Genomic DNA, 20,076 nt, shown 5'->3' with positions numbered 1-20,076 from the left:
GCGGTCTCGCGGTCGTGTCCGGGGGGGCGCGCGGGGGGGGGGTTGGGCCGGGCGGGGGTCACCGGGCGCCCGGTCACCCGGCACCGGGGGCGCGCTGCCGGGGGGTGGGGCACGGCGGCGGCCCCCACTCCCCACTCCTTGACGGCGTCCCTCGGGTGGCCGGCCCAGGGCGCCCGAGCCCGCCGCGACCGACGTGTCCGGTGCGTCGGGCGTGTCCGGGCTGGTGCGTCGGGCGTGTCCGGGCTTGGGGGCGTCCGGGCTCAGTGCGTCCGGCGGGTGACCAGTTCGGCGAGCGCCAGCAGTTCGTCGGCCGCGGACGGCTCGGGTACGGCGGTGGCCAGCTGCGCCATCGCCGCCGCCATCCGCTCGCAGGACTGCCCCTGCGCCCAGCCGCGCCCACCGGCACCCTCGACCGCCGCCGCGCACTGCGCCAACTCCTCGGGGCTCAGCTGGCGTTCGATCGCGTACAGCTCGGCCAGCCGCTTGCCCTCGACGGTGCCGGAGCCCAGCGCCGCGACCACCGGCAGCGACTTCTTCCGGGCCACCAGGTCCGCGCCGACGGGCTTGCCGGTCACTGCCGGGTCCCCCCAGATGCCGATCAGGTCGTCGATCAGCTGGAACGCCAGGCCGATCTCCCGGCCGAAGCAGTCCATGGCCTGCGCCGTCTCCTCGGACGCGCCCCCGTACAGGGCGCCCATCGCGCAGGCGGCGCCGAGCAGGGCACCGGTCTTGGCCTCCGCCATCGCCAGGCACTCGGGCAGCGAGACGTCGTTGCGCTGCTCGAAGGCGCAGTCGATCTGCTGGCCCTCGCAGAGCTCGACCACGCAGTCGGCGAGCCGACGGATCGAACCGTGGGCGGCCGGGTGGGTGTCCTCGGCGAGCAGGCGCAGGGCGAGGGAGTGCATGGCGTCCCCGGCCAGGATGGCCTCGGTGGTGCCGAACACCCGCCAGGCAGTGGGCCGGTGGCGCCGGGTGTCGTCCCGGTCGATGACGTCGTCGTGGAGCAGGGTGAAGTTGTGCACCAGCTCCACCGCCGCGGCCGCGGCGGCTGCCTCGGCGGGCGCACCGCCCAGGGCCTGGGTGGCGGCGAGGACCATGGCGGGCCGGATCGCCTTGCCGGAGGAGGCCGCGGCGGGCGTACCGTCCGCCTCCCACCAGCCGAAGTGGTAGCCGGCGACCTTGCGCATCGTGCCGGGCAGCGAATCGACGGCGGCCCGCATGACCGGGTCGACCAGCGCGCGGGCCCGGGCGAGGATGTCGGCCGCCTCGTTCCCCTCGCGGTGGTCCCGTTCCAGCGTGGGACTCGTCATGGGTGTCTCCCCCTTCTTGGCGCCTGTCGTGTGGATGGCCCGGCACGGGCGGGGCCGGGGTCGCGCTGTGGGTGTCGGGCGGTGTCCCGGCGCGGGGTCGGCGGGCGCCGGGTCGGGACCGCTCGCACGGGGCACGGCCGGGACGGGCGGGGCACGTCACCGGCTCGGGCCGGCACGCACCGCCGGCCGGGGTGCGGTGCACCTCCGGCCGGACGGCGCGGATCTCCGAGCGGCCCTGCCGCGGTGTCAGCGCTGGGCGATGTCCACGTTCTCCAGGACGCCGACCGCGTCCGGGACCAGGATCGCGGCGGAGTAGTAGGCGCTCACCAGGTAGGAAATGATGGCCTTTTCGTCGATTCCCATGAACCGCACCGAAAGGCTCGGCTGGTACTCGTCCGGAATTCCGGTCTGGTGCAGCCCGATGACACCCTGATTGTCCTCGCCGACCCGCATCGCGATGATCGAGCTGGTCTGCCCGACGATCGGGATCTTGTTGCACGGGAAGACCGGCACCCCGCGCCAGGACAGGACGTGCCGGCCCTCGACCTCGACCGTGCCCGGGTTGATGCCACGCTTGTTGAGCTCCCGGCCGAAGGCGGCGATGGCCTTGGGGTGGGCCAGGAACATCTTGGTGCTGCGGCGGCGGCTGAGCAGCTCGTCCATGTCGTCCGGGGTGGGCGGGCCGGAGTGGGTCTGGATCCGCTGGTCGTACGCGGCGTTCTCCAGCAGGCCGAACTCGGGGTTGTTGACCAGCTCGTGCTCCTGGCGCTCGCGCAGGGCCTCGATGGTCAGCCGCAGCTGGTGCTCGGTCTGGTTCATCGGCTGGTTGTAGAGGTCGGCGACGCGGGAGTGGACCTTGAGGATGGTCTGCGCGACGCTCAGCTCGTACTCGCGCGGCTTCAACTCGTAGTCCACGAAGGCGCCGGGCAGCTCGTACTCGCCCGCGTGACCGGAGGAGAGGTCGATCGCGGCCTCGCCGTGCTTGTTCTGCGCCTGCTGGAAGCCGTTCAGGTACTCGATGACCTGCAGCTGCAGCGCCTCGGAGCGGTCGTGCAGTTCCTGGAAGGACGGCCAGGACAGCGCCATCACGGTGCCGGAGGTCGTGGCGCGGACCGTGTACGGCCAGGCGCCGTCCTCCTGCTGGAGCGCCTCGTCGCCGAGGTGGTCGCCGTCGGCGAGGGTGCCGACGACCGTCTCCTCGCCGTACTTGCCGGTGCCCATCCGCTCCAGCTTGCCGTGCGCGATCAGGAAGACCTCGCTGATCGGCGTGCCGGCCTCGACCAGGACGTCCCCGGGGCCGAACTCCCGCTGCACGAAGCGCGAGGCCAATTCCTCCAGGACGGCCTCGTCCTGGAAACCGCGCAGCACCGGCACCTCGGCGAGCGTCGGCGGGACGATCCGCACCTCGGCGCCGGTCTTGACGAAGCTCACCCGGCCGCGACCGACGGAGTAGCGCAGACGGCGGTTGACCCGGTACGTGCCGCCGGACACCTGCACCCACGGCAGCTTCCTGAGCAGCCAGCGCGGGCTGATGCCCTGCATCTGGGGCGCGGACTTGGTGGTGGTGGCGAGGTTCCGCGCGCCCGCCGTGCTCAGACTCTGCTGCTGCCGGATCTCCGTCTGCGCGCCGGGCGCAGGAATACCGGCATTGGTTTCGGTCGACATGAGGGGAGCCCTTCGCATACCCGATACCCGATGAAGTGTCGCCTTGCACATTCGTGTTGCAGCTTCATGGTGGGCCCATTCGCGGGCAGCCCGCAATCACTCGTACGAGTGATTTGGAATAACCGAACAAATAGTACGAGTAGATCACCTGATCGATATTCATTCGACTATTTATTCGAACTTATCGACTTCCCGCACCCATCTTCCCCCATCGACCCCGTCGGCCGCGCCGCCCCTTGACAGAACCGCCCACCGTCCGGACCGGACGACCGGACCACCCCGGCCGCACCGGCCGCACCGGCGGTGGGCTACAGGGGCCCGTCCCAGTCGAGCGTCGGCTCCAACACCCCCTCCAGGGTGAGCAGCCAGCGCTTCACGTCGATCCCGACCCGGCCGCCGCCGAAGCCGCCGATCCCGTCCGCCGCCACCACCCGGTGGCAGGGCACCAGCAGGGCGACGGGGTTGGCGGCCATCATCTGCCCGACCGTCCGGGCGGCCAGGCCGGGCTCCGCGACGTCCCCGAACACCCCGCTGCGGGCGGCCAGTTCGCCGTACGTGACGGTCCGGCCGTACGGCACCTCGCGCCAGAGCGTCTGCAGCACGGTGCGGTGCGGCCCGGAACTCAGGCTCCAGTCGATCGGCAGGCCCAAGTCGTGACTGCGGCCCGCCAGGTAGGCGCCGATCCGCTCGGTGACGGCGGTGATCTTCGCCTCGTCGGTGCACGGCGGCTCCTCGCCGTCACGCCCGCCGTAACCGGCCGCCGCCACGCCGAGCGGGGTCACCGCGATGTGCATCGGGCCGCTGGGCAGCGGCGTCGGCACGGTCAGCCAGGACATCGACCAGGACTGCGGCACGTTCGGGCCCCCACCCTCCGCCGGACCGGCCGCCGGCCACCCCGGCACCCGGGGGGCGTCCCCGCCCCGCGCGCCATCGTACGGCGGGCCGCCGTGGAGCCGGCCGTGGTCCGAACCGGCCCGGACGCGGCCGGCCCGGATCCGGGCACCGACAGGCCCGGCCCGGGCACGATCGGCCCCGGTCCGGGCGGCGCCGAGCACTGGCCGGACGGCTTCGACCCCGGGCCCGGCGGCATCGGCTTCGGCTTCGGCTTCGATCAGAGCCGCCCCTTCAGCTGGGTGGCGAGCGCCTGGGCCCAGTGCGCCAGTTCGGCGCGGTCCGGCCTCCGGCCCTCGCAGAGGAGGGCGAGCTGCGCGTCGTTGATCCGGTTCGGGCCCGGGATCTCCAGCAGGTAGGCCACTTCGGCGAGCACGGTGGCGAGCCGCTCGGCGTCCGTGTGGTCCAGGGATACGGCGGATTCGTGGTGGCTGATGGTGAGCGAACCGGGCATTGGACGACCTCCTCCGTCACCCCCACTCCCTCCACCGTACGACCGGGTCGGCCGCCCCGCCCGCCGCGGAGGCGTACGTGCGCGGGTGGGGCAGCCGGTTGCGCTCCGGGGCCGGCCGGGCGCGGTGCGCGGTGGGCCGCACCGGGGGCCGGGGGTGCGCCCCGGAGCCGTCCGAGGGGTCGGTCAGTCCTCCGGGTCCTCGTCCCAGCGGCGGTTCCGTACGGCCGGTATGCCCAACACTACGGCCCCGGAAGCCAGTTGCCAGACCGCCCCGAGCAGCAGCACGGTGTCCGTGCCGAACCGGTCGGCCAGCGGGCCGGCCACCGCCAGGCCGAGCGGGCCGAGGGCGAAGGAGCCGAGCACGCCGAACGAGGTCAGCCGGCCGAGCAGTTCCACCGGCACCCACCTCTGCGTCGTCGAGCTGTAGAGCGTCCCGCAGACCGCCGAGCCGAACCCCGCCACCAGCGCGCCGGCGGCCACCCAGGGCAGCGACGCCCCCGCCGCGAGCGCCCCGGAAGGCAGCGCCCAGCCCAGCGCGGCCACGGACGCCACCGCGAGCGGACGGGCGGGCACGCGGCCGAGCATCAGCAGTCCGCCCAGGACCGCGCCGACCCCGTACACGCCCATCACCAGGCCCCAGCCGCCGGCGCCGCCGAGACCCCGTTGCGCGGTGAGCGGACCGAGCACCAGGAACGGCGCCCAGACCAGCAGGTTGAACAGGCCCATCTGCGCGGTGGTGATCCACAGCCACGGCCGGGCCGCGAACTCCGACCAACCGGCCCGCAGCTCCCGGAGCACCGACTCGCCGCCGTCGGCCACCACCCGCCCGGGCAGCCGCAGCCCGGCCAGCGCGAGGGCGCCGGCCCCGTACGTCACCGCGTCGACCAGCAGCACCACGGCCGGGCCCTGCGTCGCGGTCACCAGGCCCGCCACGGCCGGGCCGACCACCGTCGACACCGAACGGGACAGCCCCAGCAGGGTGTTGGCGTCCGCGACCGACTCCTCGCGGCGCACCAGCCGGGGCACGATCGCACCGAAGGCCGGCATGAACAGCCCCTCGCCGAGCCCCCACACCGCCACCAGCCCCACCATCGCCCAGACCGGCGCGTGCCCGGCCGCCAGCAGCCCGGCGAACAGCGCCTGCACCAAGCCGCGCAGGACGTCCGACCCCAGCATCACCCCCCGGCTGCCCAGCCGGTCGGCGATCACCCCGCCGGCCAGCAGCACCAGCACCACGGGGAGGATCCGGGCCGCCATCACCCACCCCAGGTCGGTGCCGCCGCCACCGCCGTCGAGCACCGCGAAGGCCACCGCCACCGGCGCCATCGACGAGCCGACGAGGGAGGTCGTGTACCCGAGGAAGAACCACCGGAAGTCACGCTCGCCCAGCACGGCGAGCCGGTCTCCCGGGCGCCGTCGGCGGGCCGGGATCCGTTCGATGTCCACTGCCATGAGCAGAAAGTCTGGGGTTCCGGGGAGGTCGAATTCAAGGGTTTCCGAGGAAAAACCTGAGTCCACCGGCATCAATGTTCCGAATTGGCCCGGCGACCGCGGTAAACAGGGGTTCCCATGGCCCTCCACCTGCTGTTTACTGCGCAATGCGGATATTCCCACGGGAACTCCGGGCGATTGATTTACTGCGGAAGAAGGCGAATGTGACAGAGAACGCGACAGGACTCCCCCCGGTCGAGTACGCCGTCGCCGTCGAGCGCTACCTCGCCGCCTCCGGGCTCGCCGAGGGCTCCCGGCGGATCTACCGGATCGCGCTGCACACCTGGGCCTGGGCGCTCGCCGACCGGCCCGCCCCCACCGGCCCCGCACGGCGGCGCGCCCGACCGCCCGTCCTGCCGCTCGCCCTGCTCGACCACCCCGACGCCGTAGGCCGGCTCCGCGCCGCCGTCGCCCACCGCGCCGCCGACACCGACCCGCGCACCCTCAACCGGGAACTCTCCACCCTGCGCGCCGCGGCGGCCTGGTGGCGGGCCCGCGGCTGGATCGACGACGACCCGACCGCCGACCTGCACCCCCGCCCGGCACCCCGACCCGCCGCGGCGGCAGACCCGTTGACCCCCGACCAACTGCACGCGCTGTTCGCCCTCCGCGCACCGCTACGCGAGCAGACGCTCTGGCACCTGCTGCACGAGTCCGGCGCCGCGATCGAGACCGTCCTGGCCCTGGACACCGACCACCTCGACCTCCTCCGCCGCCGCACCCGACCCGGGCACACCCCCCTCCACTGGCGGACCGGCACCGCCCGGCTCCTCCCCCTCCTCATCGCCGGCCGCACCGAAGGCCCGCTCTTCCTCACCGACCGCCGCCCCCCCGCCGGCACCCCCGCCCCCGACCGCTGCCCCTACACCGGCCGCGCCCGCCTCTCCTACCGTCGAGCCGCCGAACTCTTCACCACCCACAGCGGCACAATCGGCCCGGGCTGGACCCTCCGGCAGCTGCGGGCCGGGCGGTGACCACACGGCGGCACCCGGACGATCACCGACGACCGTCACCACCCGGTGGAGCCGCTTCCCGGGTGAGCGGGATCCTCGGACCCCGGCAGGACCGCGCGGCGGCCGAACGGGAGCACACCGTCCAGCAGCGCCGCCAATCGGGGAAGGCCGGGCCGGGCGGCCGGGTCGAGGCGCAGACAGGCGTCGATCGCCTCGGCGAAGGGGCGGGGCAGGCGGCGGCGTGCGGACACCGGGGGTGCGGGGCCCGACGGCCCATCGTCGAAGGGGAGTTCGCCGGTCGCGGCCTCGTAGAGGGTGATGCCGATGCCCCAGACGTCGGTGGCCGCCGTGAGCGGGCCGCCGGTGGCCTGTTCGGGGGCGAGGTAGCCGTCCGTGCCGATGCCGGGGGTGCCCGGGCCCGGGGGGCGGGCGATGCTGAGGTCGAGCACCTTGGCGCGGCGGCAGTCGATCACGATGTTGGAGGGCTTGAGGTCGAGGTGCAGCAGGCCCTGCCCGTGCAGGTAGCGGGTCGCCGAGCAGATGTGGAGCCCGAGCAGGGCCAGGTCGGCGGCGGCCGGACGGCGCGGTCGGGTGTCCAGCAGGTGGGCGAGGGTCTCGCCGGTGAGGGTCTCCAGCACCGCGTACGGCTGCGGGCGTTCGCCGGTGCCGTAGCCGCGCACCAGGTGCGGGTGGGTGAACTCGGTCAGCCAGCGGCCCTCGCGGAGCAGGCGCTCGCGCAGCCTCCGTTCGCGACGGCGGTCGGGCCGGAGCACCTTGACCACGCAGCGGCAGTCCCGTTCCTCGCTCCAGCAGTCGTACACGTCGAGCCAGCCGGTGCGGCACAGGTGGGCCAGGACCTGGTAGCCGGGGGCGATGAACTCCCCTGCCGGGAACGGCGGTCGGGGAGGGGACGGCGGTCGGGCGGGGGAAGGCCTGGCCGGGGAGGGCTGCCGGTCCGAGAACGGCTCGCGGTCGGGCGGCGGCTCGCGGTCGGGCGGCGGCTCGCGGTCGGGCGGCGGCTCGCGGTCGGGCAACGGCCGACGGGCGGTGGAGGGTCGGCGGGGGCTCATCGGGCCACCTCCCTGGCCGCCTCCCGGACCGGCGGCCGGTGCAGCCGGTCGAGCCGGGCGTAGCCGTCGTCGCGGGCCAGCAGTTCCTCGTGGGTGCCGCAGGCGGCGACGCAGCTGCCGCGGAGCAGCACGATCCGGTCCGCGTCCCGCACGGTCAGCAGGTCGTGCGAGATGATGATCGTCGTCCGACCGCTCATCAGCCGCCGGAGCGGCTCCAGGATCCGCCGTCCGGACTCCGCGTCCAGCCCGGCGGTCGGCTCGTCCAGCAGCAGGACGGGCGCGTCCCGGACCATCGCCCGGGCGATCGCGATCCGCTGCCGCTGCCCGCCGGAGAGCATGCCGCCCTGCCGACCGACGAGCGTGTCGTACCCGTCCGGCAGCCGGCTGACGAACTCGTGCGCGTCGGCGGCCTTCGCGGCCGCGACGATCCGGGCGTCGGTCGCGCCGGGCCGCCCGTAGGCGATGTTCTCCCGGACGGTGCCGTGGATCACCAGGGTCTCCTGCAGCAGGACCGCGATGTGTTCCCGCAGGTCGGCGAGGGCGAGTTCGCGCAGGTCGAGGCCGTCGAGGCGGACGGCGCCGCGCTCCGGGTCGTAGAAGCGCAGCAGCAGCTTGGCGATCGTCGACTTGCCCGCCCCGCTCGCTCCCACGAGGGCGACCGTCTCGCCCGGCTCGGCGCGGAAGGACACGTCGAACAGCGCCACCCGGGTCGTGCCCGGGTAGCGGAACCACACCCTGTCGAAGGCGACCGCGCCGCGGATCCCGGCGGGACGCAGCGGGGCCGGCGGGTCGGCCACCTGCGGCTGCTGGTCGAGCAGTTCGATGATCCGCTCGGCAGCGGCCGAGGCGGAGTAGAAGCCGTTGCTGAGCCGTGAGATCCCCCGGATCGGGCTGTACAGCCGGCTCAGCAGGGTGACGAAGACGAGGAGTTCGCCGAGCGTCAGCCGGCCGTGGGCGAGCTCCCAGGCGCCCAGCCCGAGCACGATCAGCGCACCGGCCAGCTCCAGCAGTTCCACGATCGGCGCGAACAGCGCCCGCAGCCGGGTCGCGGCCATGGTCGCCCGGAACCGTGCCAGGCTCTCGCGGAGGAACCGTTCCTGCTCCCAGTCCTGCCGGTTGTACGCCTGCACCAGCGCGAGGTTGTCCAGGGTCTCCTCGGCGAGCGCGCTCACCGAACCGCTGCGCCGCCGCCGCTCCCGGGACGCGGCCTTCACCCGCACCGAGAAGCGTCGCGCCGTGAACCAGAACACCGGCGCGACCACGAGGGCCACGGCGGCGAGGTCCCAGCGCAGGTAGAACAGCACCGCGAGGAAGACGGCGAGCTCGGCGACGTACGCGACCACGTCGAGGACGCCCGAGAGGAGGAAGGTCTCGACCGCCTCGACGTCCGACGTCAGCCGCGACAGGACGTCACCGAGCCGCCGCCGCTCGAAGAACCCCAGGGAAAGGCCCTGGAGGTGGCGGAACACGTCCGTGCGCAGGGCGAGCAGGAAGCGCTCGCTGACCCAGGTCGAGGTCGTCTCGTCGGCGAAGCGCAGACCCCCTGCCACCAGCGCCAGCACGGCGTAGCCGAGCGCCACCGGCAGGAACAGCCCGAGCCTGTGCGGCACCAGTACGTCGTCGACGACGACCTTGAACAGCCAGATCGCGGCCGCGTCGACCACCGGCCCGAGCAGGACGAACCCCAACAACAGGACCAGCCAGCGGCGGCCACCGCGGGTGTACGGCCAGAAGCGCCCGAACGTCCGCAGCAGCGGGACGGCCGGCGCCTGGGCGACGACCGGGTCCACCCGGCCGTCGCCGTCACCCGTGTCGACGGCCGTCAACCGCTTCAGCGACCACACGGTACGGCTCCGGCCCACGGGATGTGGCCGGGCCGAGGACGGCCCGGCCCTGACAGGACGGCGAAGCCGTCAGTGCCGCGAGTTGCTTCCATGACGGCGGCGACGACGGTCGTTCGTCTTGGAGTCCTTGGTCTCCTTGCCGGTCCCGGTCCGCTTGCGCGGATGGCGCAGCGCCGGCACCAGGTTGGCCAGCATGCTCATCGCTACCACCTCTCCGTAGATCTGCTCGATTCCCCACCCGGAAGTACGCGCCGGGGGGCGGGGGTGCTCACCGGCAGCCGCGGCGGTTCTCCGCTCGCGACGACGGGGCGGTGCGAGCGTGCGGTGCGGTGCGGCGGTCGGGCGGGGCGGGCGGCGGGTCGGGGAGCGGCGGTGCGGCAGTGCGGCAGTGCGGCAGTGCCGCGGAGCGGCTGTTACGCAGCCGATGGACGGCCGTGACACGACCGGCCGAGGACCGCGACACCGCCCTCCTACCGTCATCACCACGCCCCGGCCGGACCGGCTGGACCTACCGGACCGGCCCCACCGGCCCGGGGCGTCCGCGACGAGGACGTACGAGTCCGGCGCCGACGACGAACGTCCGCGACCGCACCGCATCGCGCCACGCCGCATCACGCGATCCGCGCCGTCCCCGGGCGACACGATCCGCGAAGCCGCGCGTGACGCGATCGACCGAACCGAAGACCGACGTACCGACGTACCACCGATGCAGATGGAGACCACAGCATGAGCAGGAGCCGTACCGATCGCTCGCCCGCCCGCCGCGTCCTGGCGGTCTGCGCCCTCACCGGGGCCGCGCTGCTGACCGCCATGACCGGCGGACAGGCCTGGGCCGACGGCGCGCCGAAGCCCGTCGCCTCGCCGGCTGCGGGCGCCGCCGCCACGTCGCCCGCCACGCCGACCCCGGCCGACCCGAAGGCCGCCGCCCCGGCCGTGAAGACCGCCACCGCGACCCCGGCCGACCCGAAGGCCGCCGCCCCGGCCGCGCCGCAGGCCCCCAACGGCAGCCAGCCGCAGGTCCGTGAGGTGCCGAAGGGCGCCGCGCAGGCCGGCGACGGCTCCGGTGCCTCCGACAGCTCCGGCCTGATGCTCGCGGGCGGCGGCGCCGTCGCGGCCGTCGGCGCCGGCGCGCTGGGCTTCGCCGTCCTGCGCCGCCGCTCCGGTGCGCGCGGCTGACACCGGTCCCGAGTCCGCCGGGCACCCCGGCGCCGCTCCCCCGCACCTGGCCAGTGGGGGGAACGGCGCCGGGGCCGCCCCGACGGCGGGGACCATCGGCCACGGCCGCACGCACATCGACCCCACGTACGACGGCCCCACGTACGACGGCCGCACGCACGACGGCCGCACGCACGACGGCCACACGCAGGGCAGCCGCACGCACGACGGCCGACCCGCCCCCGGCCCGGGACACCGGCGCGGACGACGCGGACGGCGCCGCGCCGCCGACCCCGGCCCGAGCCGCCTGCGCCGGACCGCCTTCGGCACGGCGGGCCTGCTCTGCCTGGTGCTCGGCGTCTCACTGGCGCTGTCCGGCCGGGAGACCCCCGTGGTGCGGATCGAGGCCTCGGGACACGGCAGCAGCACCGCCGACACCCCGCCGGCCGCAACGGCCGGCGGGACCACCGGACCGACCGGCGGCCCGGCGACCACCGCCGAGAAGCCCGTCCCGCCGTCCCCGCCGACGCGCCTGCTCATCCCCTCCGTCGGAGTGGACGCGCCGGTGACCGACCTCGGGCTGAACGCCGACGGCACCGTGCAGGTGCCGCCGGCCGACCGGGGCGACGAGGTCGGCTGGTACCGCAACGGCCCGACCCCGGGCGAGACCGGGCCGGCCGTCCTGATCGGGCACTACGACACCGTGCACGGCCCCGCGGTCTTCCGGCAGCTGCCGAAACTGCGGCCCGGCGAGCTCGTCCGGGTCCGGCGGGCGGACGGCAGCACCGTGGACTTCAAGGTCCGTACACTGCTCCAGGCCGCCAAGGACGGCTTCCCCACCGAACAGGTCTACGGCAACACGCCCGCACCCGCGCTGCGGCTGATCACCTGCGGCGGGCAGATCGGCTCGGACGGCCACTGGACGGACAACATCATCGTGCTGGCCGACCCGGCCTGAGTCCTCCCGCCCCGGACCGGCTGCTCCTGACCGGGCCGGCGGCTCCCGAGCCGGCCCGACGCCTCCCGAGCCGCCCTGATCGGTCCGCCGGGGAACCCCCGACCGCCGTCCGCACGACCTACCAGCAGGGCCCGGTCGGTCGGGCGGCGGCGGAGGAGTCGCGCACGGGCCCCCGCCGGAGCCGCCGGCCCGCCGCACCACCACAGATCAGGAGGACGAGCAGCGACCGTGGCAGCACCACCCGCACCCCGCCGCCGACCCGGCGCCGTCCCCGTGGCGGCCCTGGTCGGCCTGCTCGTCCTCCTCGCCCTCGCCGCGCTGGCCTTCGGCCGGTCCACCCCCGGTGGTCTGCAGGACCAGGGCCCGGTCCCGACAGTCACGCCACCGCCCGTCCCCCAGGCGCTCTGGCCGAACCTGAACGCCTCACCGGCCCCGGTCCAGCCCGCCACCGGCGGTGGCGCCACCCAGCCGCCGCCGCAGCCCGTGCCCGGCGTGACCGTCACCGGACAGGACATCACGGCGGTCGACCCCCGGACCGTCCTCGCCAAGGACCCGGCGGTGACCGCGGAGGAGCGGTCCGCCCTCGACCCCTGCAGCGGCTGCGAGGTCCGCACTCCCGAGTTCCGCGACCTCACCCGGGACGGCAGGCTCTCGCTGATCACCGCCGTCATCACCCCCGGCTCGGTGGTGCTGCACGTCTACACCCCCGACAAGGACCGTCTCCTGCCCGTCCTGCGGGTCCAGGTCCAACGGACCTTCAGCGCCGAGACCATCGGCTCCGACCTGTGGCTGTACGAGTCGAACGGCCTCTACGTCCGGACCAGCAGCCACTACCAATGGGACGGCGCCAGACTGGTCCTGCTGGAGCGGAAGGACGAGGGCCTCGGCGTGCTGCCGCCCACCGGCCCGGACCCCGCCCCGCCCAACGCCGCCGTCAAGTCCGCCGCACCGGCTTCCCCTCCGACCGCGACCGCCGCCGGGGCCGTCCCGACCCCCCGCGCGCCCCGACCGACCTCCCAGCCCTCCGCCCCCGCCGTGTCCCCGGAGCCGAAGCGATGACCCCCGCGACGTACCCCGCCGCCGCCCCCGCCCAGCCGCACATCCTCCTGGTCGAGGACGACGAGGTGATCCGCGAGGCCACCCGGATGGCCCTGGAGCGATACGGCTTCCCGGTCAGCACGGCCGCCGACGGCCTGGAGGGGCTGGAGGCCTTCCGCGCCGTCCGGCCCGACCTGCTCCTGCTGGACGTCATGCTGCCGCTGCTCGACGGGGTCGGCCTCTGCCGCCGGATCCGCGAGGAGAGCCAGCTGCCGATCCTGATGATGTCGGCGCGCACCGACCCGGTGGACGTCGTGTCCGGGCTGGAGGCCGGTGCGGACGACTACGTCGTCAAGCCTTTCGAGAGCGCCGTGCTGGTCGCCCGGATCCGTACCGTGCTGCGGCGCGTCCCGGTCGCCCCGGCGGCCACCGCCGGGGCGCCGCCGTCCGAGGTCCCGGCCGACGCGTCCGCCCCGGCCGCACCGTCCCCGTCCCCCTCGCCGTCCCAGCCCTTCCTGCAGTCCCCGTCCCTCCTGCAGTCCCCTCCCACCGCTCCCACCGCTCCCACCGCTCCCGCCCTGGCGTCCCCGTCATCCCCGTCATCCACCTCCCCCCGGCCCTCCCCGGCGGTCCGCAGCTTCGACGGCCTCCAGGTGGACACCGACAGCATGGAGGTGCGGGTCGACGGCCACCTCGTCCCGCTGACCCCCACCGAGCTGCGGCTGCTGCTGGAGTTCACCGCCGCCCCCGGCATCGTCATGGAGCGCTCCACCCTGCTCGAACGGGTCTGGGACTACGAGTGGGGCGCCGACACCCGGGTCGTGGACGTCCACGTACAACGGCTGCGCGCCAAGATCGGCTCCGGCCGGATCGAAACCGTCCGCGGGTTCGGCTACAAGCTGCGGCGCCCCGCATGACCCTGCGCCGCCAGATCGCCACCGCCGTCGCCGCCGTCTCCGTCCTGGTCGCGGTGGCCGTCGGCCTGCTGGTCCACCAGGCGATGATCCGTCAGCACGTCGAACAGGCCCGCTCCGCCGCCCTCACCGCCCTCGCCTCGGCCCAGGACGGCTACAAGCTCAGCCCCGAACCGGCCGGCCGCGGCGCAGCCGTCAACGACCCGGCGCTGCCCGAGCGGCTGCGCGCCCTCGCCGCCGGCGGCCGGCAGGGCTCGATGCTCGCGACCGACGGCAAGGGCGAGTCGATGTGGGCGGCCGGCCCGGTCCTGAGCGGTGTGCTCTCCGTCCGGCTGGACTTCACCCAGGACCGGCAGGCCATCGCCGACCTCGACCGGATCATCCTGCTCACCGTCATCGCCGCGGTCTTCACCACCGTGCTGGTCGGCGTCCTCGTCGCCGACCGCATCAGCCGCCGCCTGCGCACCGCCGCCACCGCCGCCCGGGGAATCGCCGCCGGCGGGACCGACACCCGGATCGGCGAACTCGTCGACGGCAAGGACGAGGTCGCCGACCTCGCCGCCGCCGTCGACCTGATGTCCCGCACCCTGCACCGCCGACTGGCCGACGAGCAGCGCTTCACCGCGGACGTCGCCCACGAACTACGCACCCCGCTCACCGGCCTGGTCACCGCCGCCGAACTCCTGCCGCCCGGCCGCCCCACCCAGCTCGTCCAGAACCGGGTCCAGGCCCTGCGCGGCCTGGTCGAGGACCTCCTGGAGGTCTCCCGCCTCGACGCCGACGCCGAGTCCCCCGACCTCTCCGCCGTCCCCCTGGAACGCGCGGTGCGGCGCACCGTCACCCTCACCGGGCTGGACGTCACCGTCGAGGTCGCCGCCGACCTCCGGGTCCGCACCGACCTGCGCCGGCTCGACCGCATCCTCGGCAACCTGATCCTCAACGCCCACCGCCACGGCGCCGCCCCGGTCCACGTCCACGTCGACGGCCACCGCATCACCGTCCGCGACCACGGCCCCGGCTACCCCGACGACCTGCTCCGGCACGGCCCCCAGCGCTTCCGCACCAACATCCCCGAACGCGGCCGCGGCCACGGCCTCGGCCTCACCATCGCCACCGGCCACACCCGCGTCATCGGCGCCACCCTCACCTTCACCAACCACCCCACCGGCGGCGCCCTCGCCACCCTCAGCCTCCCCCCGGACTGACACCCGCCCGGCCCGCCCGCACCCACGCCCCCTGCCCTCCTCCCTCACCACATCACCGCTGCCGCCGCGCCAACCGGCCCGGCCGGCCGGGGCTTCGCGTTCCCACCGCTCGGTGCGTGGGCATGCTCATCCCGGCCGGGAGGCCACGCAGGAGGGGACACGTGACGGAGCCGGTGGCCAAGCTGTGGCGCGTGCCCGGCAAGGAGCGGCTGTACGTCAACTTCCTGGCTCTGGAGGAGGCGTACAGCCAACAGATCATCGGCGCCTACGGAGTGGCGACCTGGCACGGCTTCAGCAGCGGCCTCTTCGACGTACCAACGCTGGTCGAACTCGCGACCAAGGCGGGCGGGCCGAATCATCACCTGTGGGCCATCCAGCTCCCGGTCTCCCTCGTCCACCTCGCGCCCGTCGCCCAGGCTCTCGACGGTCACGGCCCGTTGGCCGATGCCCTGGCTGCGGGACTGGAGGTGTTCGCCTCCGCCCCGCTCCACGGCGGCGAGATCCCCGGCATGGTGACCCCTGAACTGTCCGAGCTGATCAACCCCGGCAAGACCCCTGCCCAGACCGCCCTCGCCGTCGTGGCCTCAGCCCCAGGGGTGAAGCGCGTGCTCCTGTCGACGGGGAACCCGGAACACTGGAGGCAAGCCGCCGAAGCCGTCGGCCGACCGCCGTTGTCTCCGGACGTACTCCGAAGGGTCGTTGATGTACTCGGAACCTGAGCCGGACACCGCCAGGCGGATGCGCGGGATGCACGCCACAGCAGCAACGGCGCTCGACGCGACGCCAGTCGGCTCCCGCGAAGCGTGGGGCTGGCGCGGTCGTACCCTCAGCCGCCCGGTTGCCACGGCGTCCGGCGAGGGCTGGCTCCGCCTGGTGTCCGCCCCGGCCGACAAGGCCGGCGGGAAGCTCTGGGAGGGACCGCAGGAGGCAGAACGGCTCATGCCTCCTGCGGTCCCCAGGCCGCGCCTGCGGGAGCGGCAAACCTGGACCGAGGGCGAGCACGGCTACCTGGCGGAGCTGTACGACAAGATCACTGCCTCGACCATCGCTACCCACGAGCCGATCCTTCGGGAAGCACCCGACCTGGACGACGCCTGGTGGGACTCGCTCAGCACCGCCCTCGACGCCATTGCCACCGTTCCCAGCGACCGGGTGGCGGTCCGGCAGGAATACCTGAACCGCGCCATGCCCCAGTACCTGGGCATCCCGATCGTCACGACGGTGCCTGCCTGGACGACGGCTCACGGTGACCTGCACTGGGCCAACCTCACGGGCCCAACTCTCACGGTCCTCGACTGGGAAGGCTGGGGCGCCGCGCCTGCCGGGTACGACGCAGCGGTGTTGTACTCGTACAGCCTCCTCGTGCCGGACACCGCCACCCAGCTCCGTCAGCAGCTCGCCCATATCCTCGACACGCCAGCCGGGCAGTTCGCTGAACTGGCCGTCATCACTGAACTGCTGCAGGCCACTACTCGAGGCGACAACCTCGACCTCGAGGAGCCCCTGCGAAGGCGGCTCTCCGCGATCACCGGATGACCGGCCCCGCCCCCGGTCGAGGTCAGCGCGTCGGGCGGCCCCTGGGATATCCGCCCTGCCGACGTGCTCCGTCTCAAGGGGGCAGGCCGGGCAGGCCCGCTGCCGCAGGCCGACCCGGCGATCTCGGAGGCAGCGACCCGACTCGTTCCCCCCGGGCGAACAGGGCCGTGCACAGGTGCCCGGTCGACGCCAAGCCGATCAGAGCGTTCAGACCATCCAGCTCACGCAAACGGCCTCGGACGAGAAGTCCGAGGCCGTTGGCAAAGCCCCCAGAAGGCCAAACCTGCAGCTCATCCGGGGTGGTGTGCTGAGCCCCCTGTCGGGTTCGAACCGACGACCCCCGCTTTACAAGAGCGGTGCTCTGGCCAGCTGAGCTAAGGAGGCACGGTGGCCGTCCGCGACGGATCACGGCGGCACCGGGGGCAGTCTACCGGGCCGGGGTGGCGGGGTGGTGGGATATCCGGGGGTTGGTGGGGCGGGTGGGCGTGATGGAACCGATGCCGAAATCGGGTCGGTGGGGGGCTGACAAGCCGCGGAAGCGCAGGTAGCGTCGCCGGGAGTCGGTTCGTGTAGTGGTTCAGACCACTGACGGGGCGACGGAGCGAGAACCACACACCCCTTTACTCGGATCGTCCGGCACGTTCCTGCCGGTGAAGGAGAGCAACAACCATGGCTTCTGTCACGTACGACCAGGCGACCCGCATCTACCCCGGGGCGGACAAGCCCTCGGTGGACGCGCTGGATCTGGAGATCGCGGACGGCGAGTTCCTCGTGCTGGTCGGCCCGTCGGGCTGCGGCAAGTCGACCAGCCTGCGCATGCTGGCCGGTCTGGAGGACGTCAACTCCGGCGCGATCCGGATCGGCGACCGGGACGTCACCCACCTGCCGCCGAAGGACCGGGACATCGCCATGGTGTTCCAGAACTACGCGCTGTACCCGCACATGACCGTCGCCGAAAACATGGGCTTCGCGCTCAAGATCGCCGGCGTGAACAAGGCGGAGATCCGGACCAAGGTCGAGGAGGCGGCGAAGATCCTCGACCTCACCGAGTACCTGGACCGCAAGCCGAAGGCGCTCTCCGGCGGTCAGCGCCAGCGCGTCGCGATGGGCCGCGCGATCGTCCGCCAGCCGCAGGTCTTCCTGATGGACGAGCCGCTGTCGAACCTGGACGCCAAGCTCCGTGTCTCGACCCGTACCCAGATCGCCGGCCTGCAGCGCCGCCTGGGCATCACCACGGTGTACGTCACCCACGACCAGACCGAGGCGCTCACCATGGGCGACCGGGTCGCGGTGCTCAAGGACGGTCTGCTGCAGCAGGTCGACACCCCCCGCAACATGTACGACAAGCCCGCCAACCTGTTCGTGGCCGGCTTCATCGGCTCGCCGGCCATGAACCTGGTCGAGGTGCCGCTGGTGGACGGCGGCGTGAAGTTCGGCGGCTCGGTCGTCAACATCTCGCGCGAGAACCTGGCCGGCGCCGGTTCCGACAAGACGGTGACCGTCGGTGTCCGCCCCGAGCACTTCGAGATCGTCCCGGCGGGCGGCATCGAGGGCGTCGCGGTGACCGTGAACGTGGTCGAGGAGCTCGGCTCGGACGGCTTCGTCTACGGCACCACCAAGATCGGCGGCGAGGACAAGGACCTGGTCGTCCGCGTTCCCGGCCGCCAGATCCCGGCCCGCGGCGAGACCATCCACGTGGTGCCGATCGCCAACGAGACCCACGTGTTCGCGACCGGCACCGGCAAGCGCCTGAGCGTCTGCGACTGACACCGGCGCCACACCCGCCACACCCGCCACAACCGGCACGGCTGCCATCACCGGCATCGCCGCCGCCACCGGCATCGAAGCAACGGAGCCCGTCGGACCCTCCCCGGTCCGGCGGGCTCCCGCCGTGCGTCCCGCGTCAACGCGTCAACGCGTCAACACGGCGTGGGGACGAACCAGGACAGCGTGTCACTCGATGGTGTAACGGAGGGCAATCTCGCCCGTACCCACCGCTACTCTCCTGAGGGTGAAGCAGCTTGTGCGCCGTATCGGCCAGACCGTCGCCCTGACCCTGCCCGTCGTCCTGGTGACCACCGGCACCCTCGCCGTGACCAGGGTCCCGTGGGCCCCGCCGACCGGGCTCGACCAGCAGGTCGTGGCGGCGTCCAGCGGTGACGGCGCCGGGATCGGGCGTTCCGACACCTCGACCAGGTCCGCCGACGGGCTCGCCCCGCAGGAGTCCCTGCGGGTCGCCCTGCTGGACGAGTTGCGTGCGAAGAACCCGTCCGCCGCGCTGGACCTGCTGGAGCGTTCGATGCGCGAGCAGCCCTCGCTGACGCCGTACTGCAGTTCGCTGGCCACCGAGTTGGGCAAGGCGGCGGTGCGCAAGTACCAGGGCGACGTCCAGCGGGCCCGGTCCTTCGCCCGCCCGGTCTGCGACGGCGCGTTCGCGGCGGGTGTGGTGGGCTGACGCCGACGCCGGGGCCCGTCCTCGCCGCCCCGCGGGCGGGAGTTCGACGGCGGGCCCGGAACCGGTCCTGGCCCGGGGTGGCGGCCCTATTGTTCAGGCATGACCGCTGACTCCGGCCCCACCGCCGACCTCGCGTCCCCGAACTCCCCGCAGTCCCAGGGCTCTTCCCTGGCCCGGACCGCCCCGCAGTCCCACCCGCCCCGGCCGACGTCGACGCCGGTGACCCAGGCGGTCATCCTGGCCGGCGGCCAGGGCTCCCGGCTGCGGCCCTACACGGACGACCGGCCGAAGCCACTGGTCGAGATCCCGGGGACGGGCACGCCGATCCTCGGCCACCAGCTGGCCTGGCTCGCCGCCGAGGGCGTCACCGACGTGGTGGTGTCCTGCGGGCACCTGGCCGACGTGCTGGAGGAGTGGCTGGCCACGACGGACCTGCCGCTGCGGGTGCGCACGGTGGTCGAGGCGGAGCCGCTCGGGCGCGGTGGCGGGCTGAAGTACGCGGCCAAGGCGCTGCCCCGCCCGGACGAGCCCTGGTACGCCACCAACGGCGACATCTGGACCCGCTTCAGCCTGCGGGAGATGGCCGCCTTCCACCACGAGCGGGACGCCGTCGCGACGCTCGCGCTGGCCCGGCCGCGGATCCCGTGGGGCGCGGTGGAGACCGACCAGTTCGGCAACGTGCTGGACTTCATCGAGGCGCCGCCCTCGCCCTTCCTGATCAACGCCGGCCTGTACGTCTTCAGCCCGGAGTTCGCCGAGCTGCTGCCGGACGTGGGCGACCACGAGCGCACCACCTTCCCCCAACTCGCCCGCAGCAAGCGGCTGGCGGGCTACCAGCTGCCGCAGGGCGTGTACTGGCGCGCGATCGACACCGCCAAGGACCTCACCGAGGCCGCCAAGGAACTCGCCGCCGGAGCCGGCCACACGCCGCGGTGACGCCCCCGGCCGCCCCTGCGGCCTCCGCGGCCCCGTAGGCTCCCGCAGCCCCGTGGCACCCCGCCGACGGACAACAGCAACAAACAGCGACGGGCAGCGCCGACGGACAACAGCGACGGACAACGACGGATCGGCCGGGGGGGGCCCCCCGCAGCACCCCGCCCAGACCGGGGGGGCGGCCCCCCCCCACCCGGGGCGGGG

General features: G+C 73.9%; 19 protein-coding genes and 1 tRNA gene. 11 read left to right on the top strand and 9 right to left on the bottom strand.

Translation table 11 applies throughout. The annotated features are described in order from the left end of the window. Positions 1-260: 260 nt before the first annotated feature. The 5 genes from ACFV0O_RS13835 to ACFV0O_RS13815 all read right to left on the bottom strand — a co-directional run bounded on the left by ACFV0O_RS13835 (position 261) and on the right by ACFV0O_RS13815 (position 5,772). Entirely contained in the window at positions 261-1,310 is a 1,050-nt protein-coding gene (locus ACFV0O_RS13835; RefSeq protein ID WP_360252780.1) for a family 2 encapsulin nanocompartment cargo protein polyprenyl transferase, read from the bottom strand. 246 nt (positions 1,311-1,556) lie between these two features. Further along, complete coding sequence (locus ACFV0O_RS13830; protein WP_380340753.1) at positions 1,557-2,975, bottom strand: family 2B encapsulin nanocompartment shell protein; 1,419 nt, start codon at positions 2,973-2,975, stop codon at positions 1,557-1,559. A 308-nt stretch (positions 2,976-3,283) separates the two neighbouring features. Continuing rightward, a complete protein-coding gene (locus tag ACFV0O_RS13825; protein ID WP_380340750.1) occupies positions 3,284-3,829 on the bottom strand; it encodes a methylated-DNA--[protein]-cysteine S-methyltransferase in 546 nt (181 codons plus the stop codon). A 257-nt stretch (positions 3,830-4,086) separates the two neighbouring features. Then, positions 4,087-4,320 carry a hypothetical protein gene (locus ACFV0O_RS13820; RefSeq protein ID WP_380340747.1) on the bottom strand — a complete coding sequence of 78 codons (234 nt, stop codon included), beginning with the start codon at positions 4,318-4,320 and terminating at the stop codon, positions 4,087-4,089. 183 nt (positions 4,321-4,503) lie between these two features. Next, positions 4,504-5,772 carry an MFS transporter gene (locus ACFV0O_RS13815; RefSeq protein WP_380340744.1) on the bottom strand — a complete coding sequence of 423 codons (1,269 nt, stop codon included), beginning with the start codon at positions 5,770-5,772 and terminating at the stop codon, positions 4,504-4,506. 203 nt (positions 5,773-5,975) lie between these two features. Here ACFV0O_RS13815 and ACFV0O_RS13810 point away from each other — a divergent pair, with 203 nt between their 5' ends. Further along, the gene (locus ACFV0O_RS13810) at positions 5,976-6,785 is read left to right on the top strand and encodes a hypothetical protein (protein ID WP_380340741.1); all 810 of its coding nucleotides are present in this window, start codon (positions 5,976-5,978) and stop codon (positions 6,783-6,785) included. A 35-nt stretch (positions 6,786-6,820) separates the two neighbouring features. On the opposite strand, the gene ACFV0O_RS13805 is transcribed toward ACFV0O_RS13810, so the two are convergent. The 3 genes from ACFV0O_RS13805 to ACFV0O_RS13795 form a co-directional block, all read right to left on the bottom strand. Then, on the bottom strand, positions 6,821-7,834 hold the full coding sequence (locus ACFV0O_RS13805) for a serine/threonine-protein kinase (RefSeq protein WP_380340738.1): 1,014 nt from the start codon (positions 7,832-7,834) through the stop codon (positions 6,821-6,823). After that, on the bottom strand, positions 7,831-9,678 hold the full coding sequence (locus tag ACFV0O_RS13800; protein ID WP_380340735.1) for an ABC transporter ATP-binding protein: 1,848 nt from the start codon (positions 9,676-9,678) through the stop codon (positions 7,831-7,833). The genes ACFV0O_RS13805 and ACFV0O_RS13800 overlap by 4 nt, the downstream gene beginning before the upstream one ends. Before the next feature lie 69 nt (positions 9,679-9,747). Further along, the gene (locus ACFV0O_RS13795; protein ID WP_360252756.1) at positions 9,748-9,879 is read right to left on the bottom strand and encodes a hypothetical protein; all 132 of its coding nucleotides are present in this window, start codon (positions 9,877-9,879) and stop codon (positions 9,748-9,750) included. Between the two features lie 525 nt (positions 9,880-10,404). Between ACFV0O_RS13795 and ACFV0O_RS13790 the strand changes: the two genes are divergently transcribed. The 7 genes from ACFV0O_RS13790 (at position 10,405) to ACFV0O_RS13760 (ending at position 16,484) form a co-directional block, all read left to right on the top strand. Then, the gene (locus tag ACFV0O_RS13790) at positions 10,405-10,854 is read left to right on the top strand and encodes a sortase-dependent protein (protein ID WP_380340731.1); all 450 of its coding nucleotides are present in this window, start codon (positions 10,405-10,407) and stop codon (positions 10,852-10,854) included. Beyond that, positions 10,841-11,791, top strand: coding sequence for a class F sortase (locus ACFV0O_RS13785; RefSeq protein ID WP_380340728.1), 951 nt, complete (start codon positions 10,841-10,843; stop codon positions 11,789-11,791). Before ACFV0O_RS13790 ends, ACFV0O_RS13785 begins: the two co-directional genes overlap by 14 nt. A gap of 228 nt (positions 11,792-12,019) precedes the next feature. Beyond that, positions 12,020-12,850, top strand: a complete 831-nt coding sequence (locus ACFV0O_RS13780) for a hypothetical protein (protein WP_380340724.1) — start codon at positions 12,020-12,022, stop codon at positions 12,848-12,850. Beyond that, on the top strand, positions 12,847-13,746 hold the full coding sequence (locus ACFV0O_RS13775; protein ID WP_380340721.1) for a response regulator: 900 nt from the start codon (positions 12,847-12,849) through the stop codon (positions 13,744-13,746). The genes ACFV0O_RS13780 and ACFV0O_RS13775 overlap by 4 nt, the downstream gene beginning before the upstream one ends. Further along, entirely contained in the window at positions 13,743-14,948 is a 1,206-nt protein-coding gene (locus tag ACFV0O_RS13770; protein WP_380340718.1) for a sensor histidine kinase, read from the top strand. Before ACFV0O_RS13775 ends, ACFV0O_RS13770 begins: the two co-directional genes overlap by 4 nt. 161 nt (positions 14,949-15,109) lie before the next feature. Next, a complete protein-coding gene (locus ACFV0O_RS13765) occupies positions 15,110-15,667 on the top strand; it encodes a hypothetical protein (RefSeq protein WP_380340715.1) in 558 nt (185 codons plus the stop codon). A gap of 28 nt (positions 15,668-15,695) precedes the next feature. Next, positions 15,696-16,484 carry a hypothetical protein gene (locus tag ACFV0O_RS13760; RefSeq protein ID WP_380340712.1) on the top strand — a complete coding sequence of 263 codons (789 nt, stop codon included), beginning with the start codon at positions 15,696-15,698 and terminating at the stop codon, positions 16,482-16,484. A gap of 310 nt (positions 16,485-16,794) precedes the next feature. On the opposite strand, the gene ACFV0O_RS13755 is transcribed toward ACFV0O_RS13760, so the two are convergent. Then, positions 16,795-16,868, bottom strand: a tRNA-Thr gene (locus tag ACFV0O_RS13755). A gap of 285 nt (positions 16,869-17,153) precedes the next feature. Between ACFV0O_RS13755 and ACFV0O_RS13750 the strand changes: the two genes are divergently transcribed. From ACFV0O_RS13750 to ACFV0O_RS13740, 3 genes are all read left to right on the top strand, one after another. Further along, complete coding sequence (locus tag ACFV0O_RS13750) at positions 17,154-18,251, top strand: ABC transporter ATP-binding protein (protein ID WP_380340709.1); 1,098 nt, start codon at positions 17,154-17,156, stop codon at positions 18,249-18,251. Positions 18,252-18,495: 244 nt separating this feature from the next. Beyond that, positions 18,496-18,939 (top strand): hypothetical protein, encoded by a 444-nt coding sequence (locus ACFV0O_RS13745; protein ID WP_360252734.1) that lies wholly within the window; start codon positions 18,496-18,498, stop codon positions 18,937-18,939. 99 nt (positions 18,940-19,038) lie between these two features. After that, positions 19,039-19,875 (top strand): NDP-sugar synthase, encoded by an 837-nt coding sequence (locus ACFV0O_RS13740; RefSeq protein WP_380340705.1) that lies wholly within the window; start codon positions 19,039-19,041, stop codon positions 19,873-19,875. Positions 19,876-20,076 lie beyond the last annotated feature (201 nt).

The organism is Kitasatospora sp. NPDC059577 (assembly GCF_042735475.1).
GTDB lineage: Bacteria > Actinomycetota > Actinomycetes > Streptomycetales > Streptomycetaceae > Kitasatospora.
This window is presented reverse-complemented; position numbering and strand designations above follow the sequence as displayed.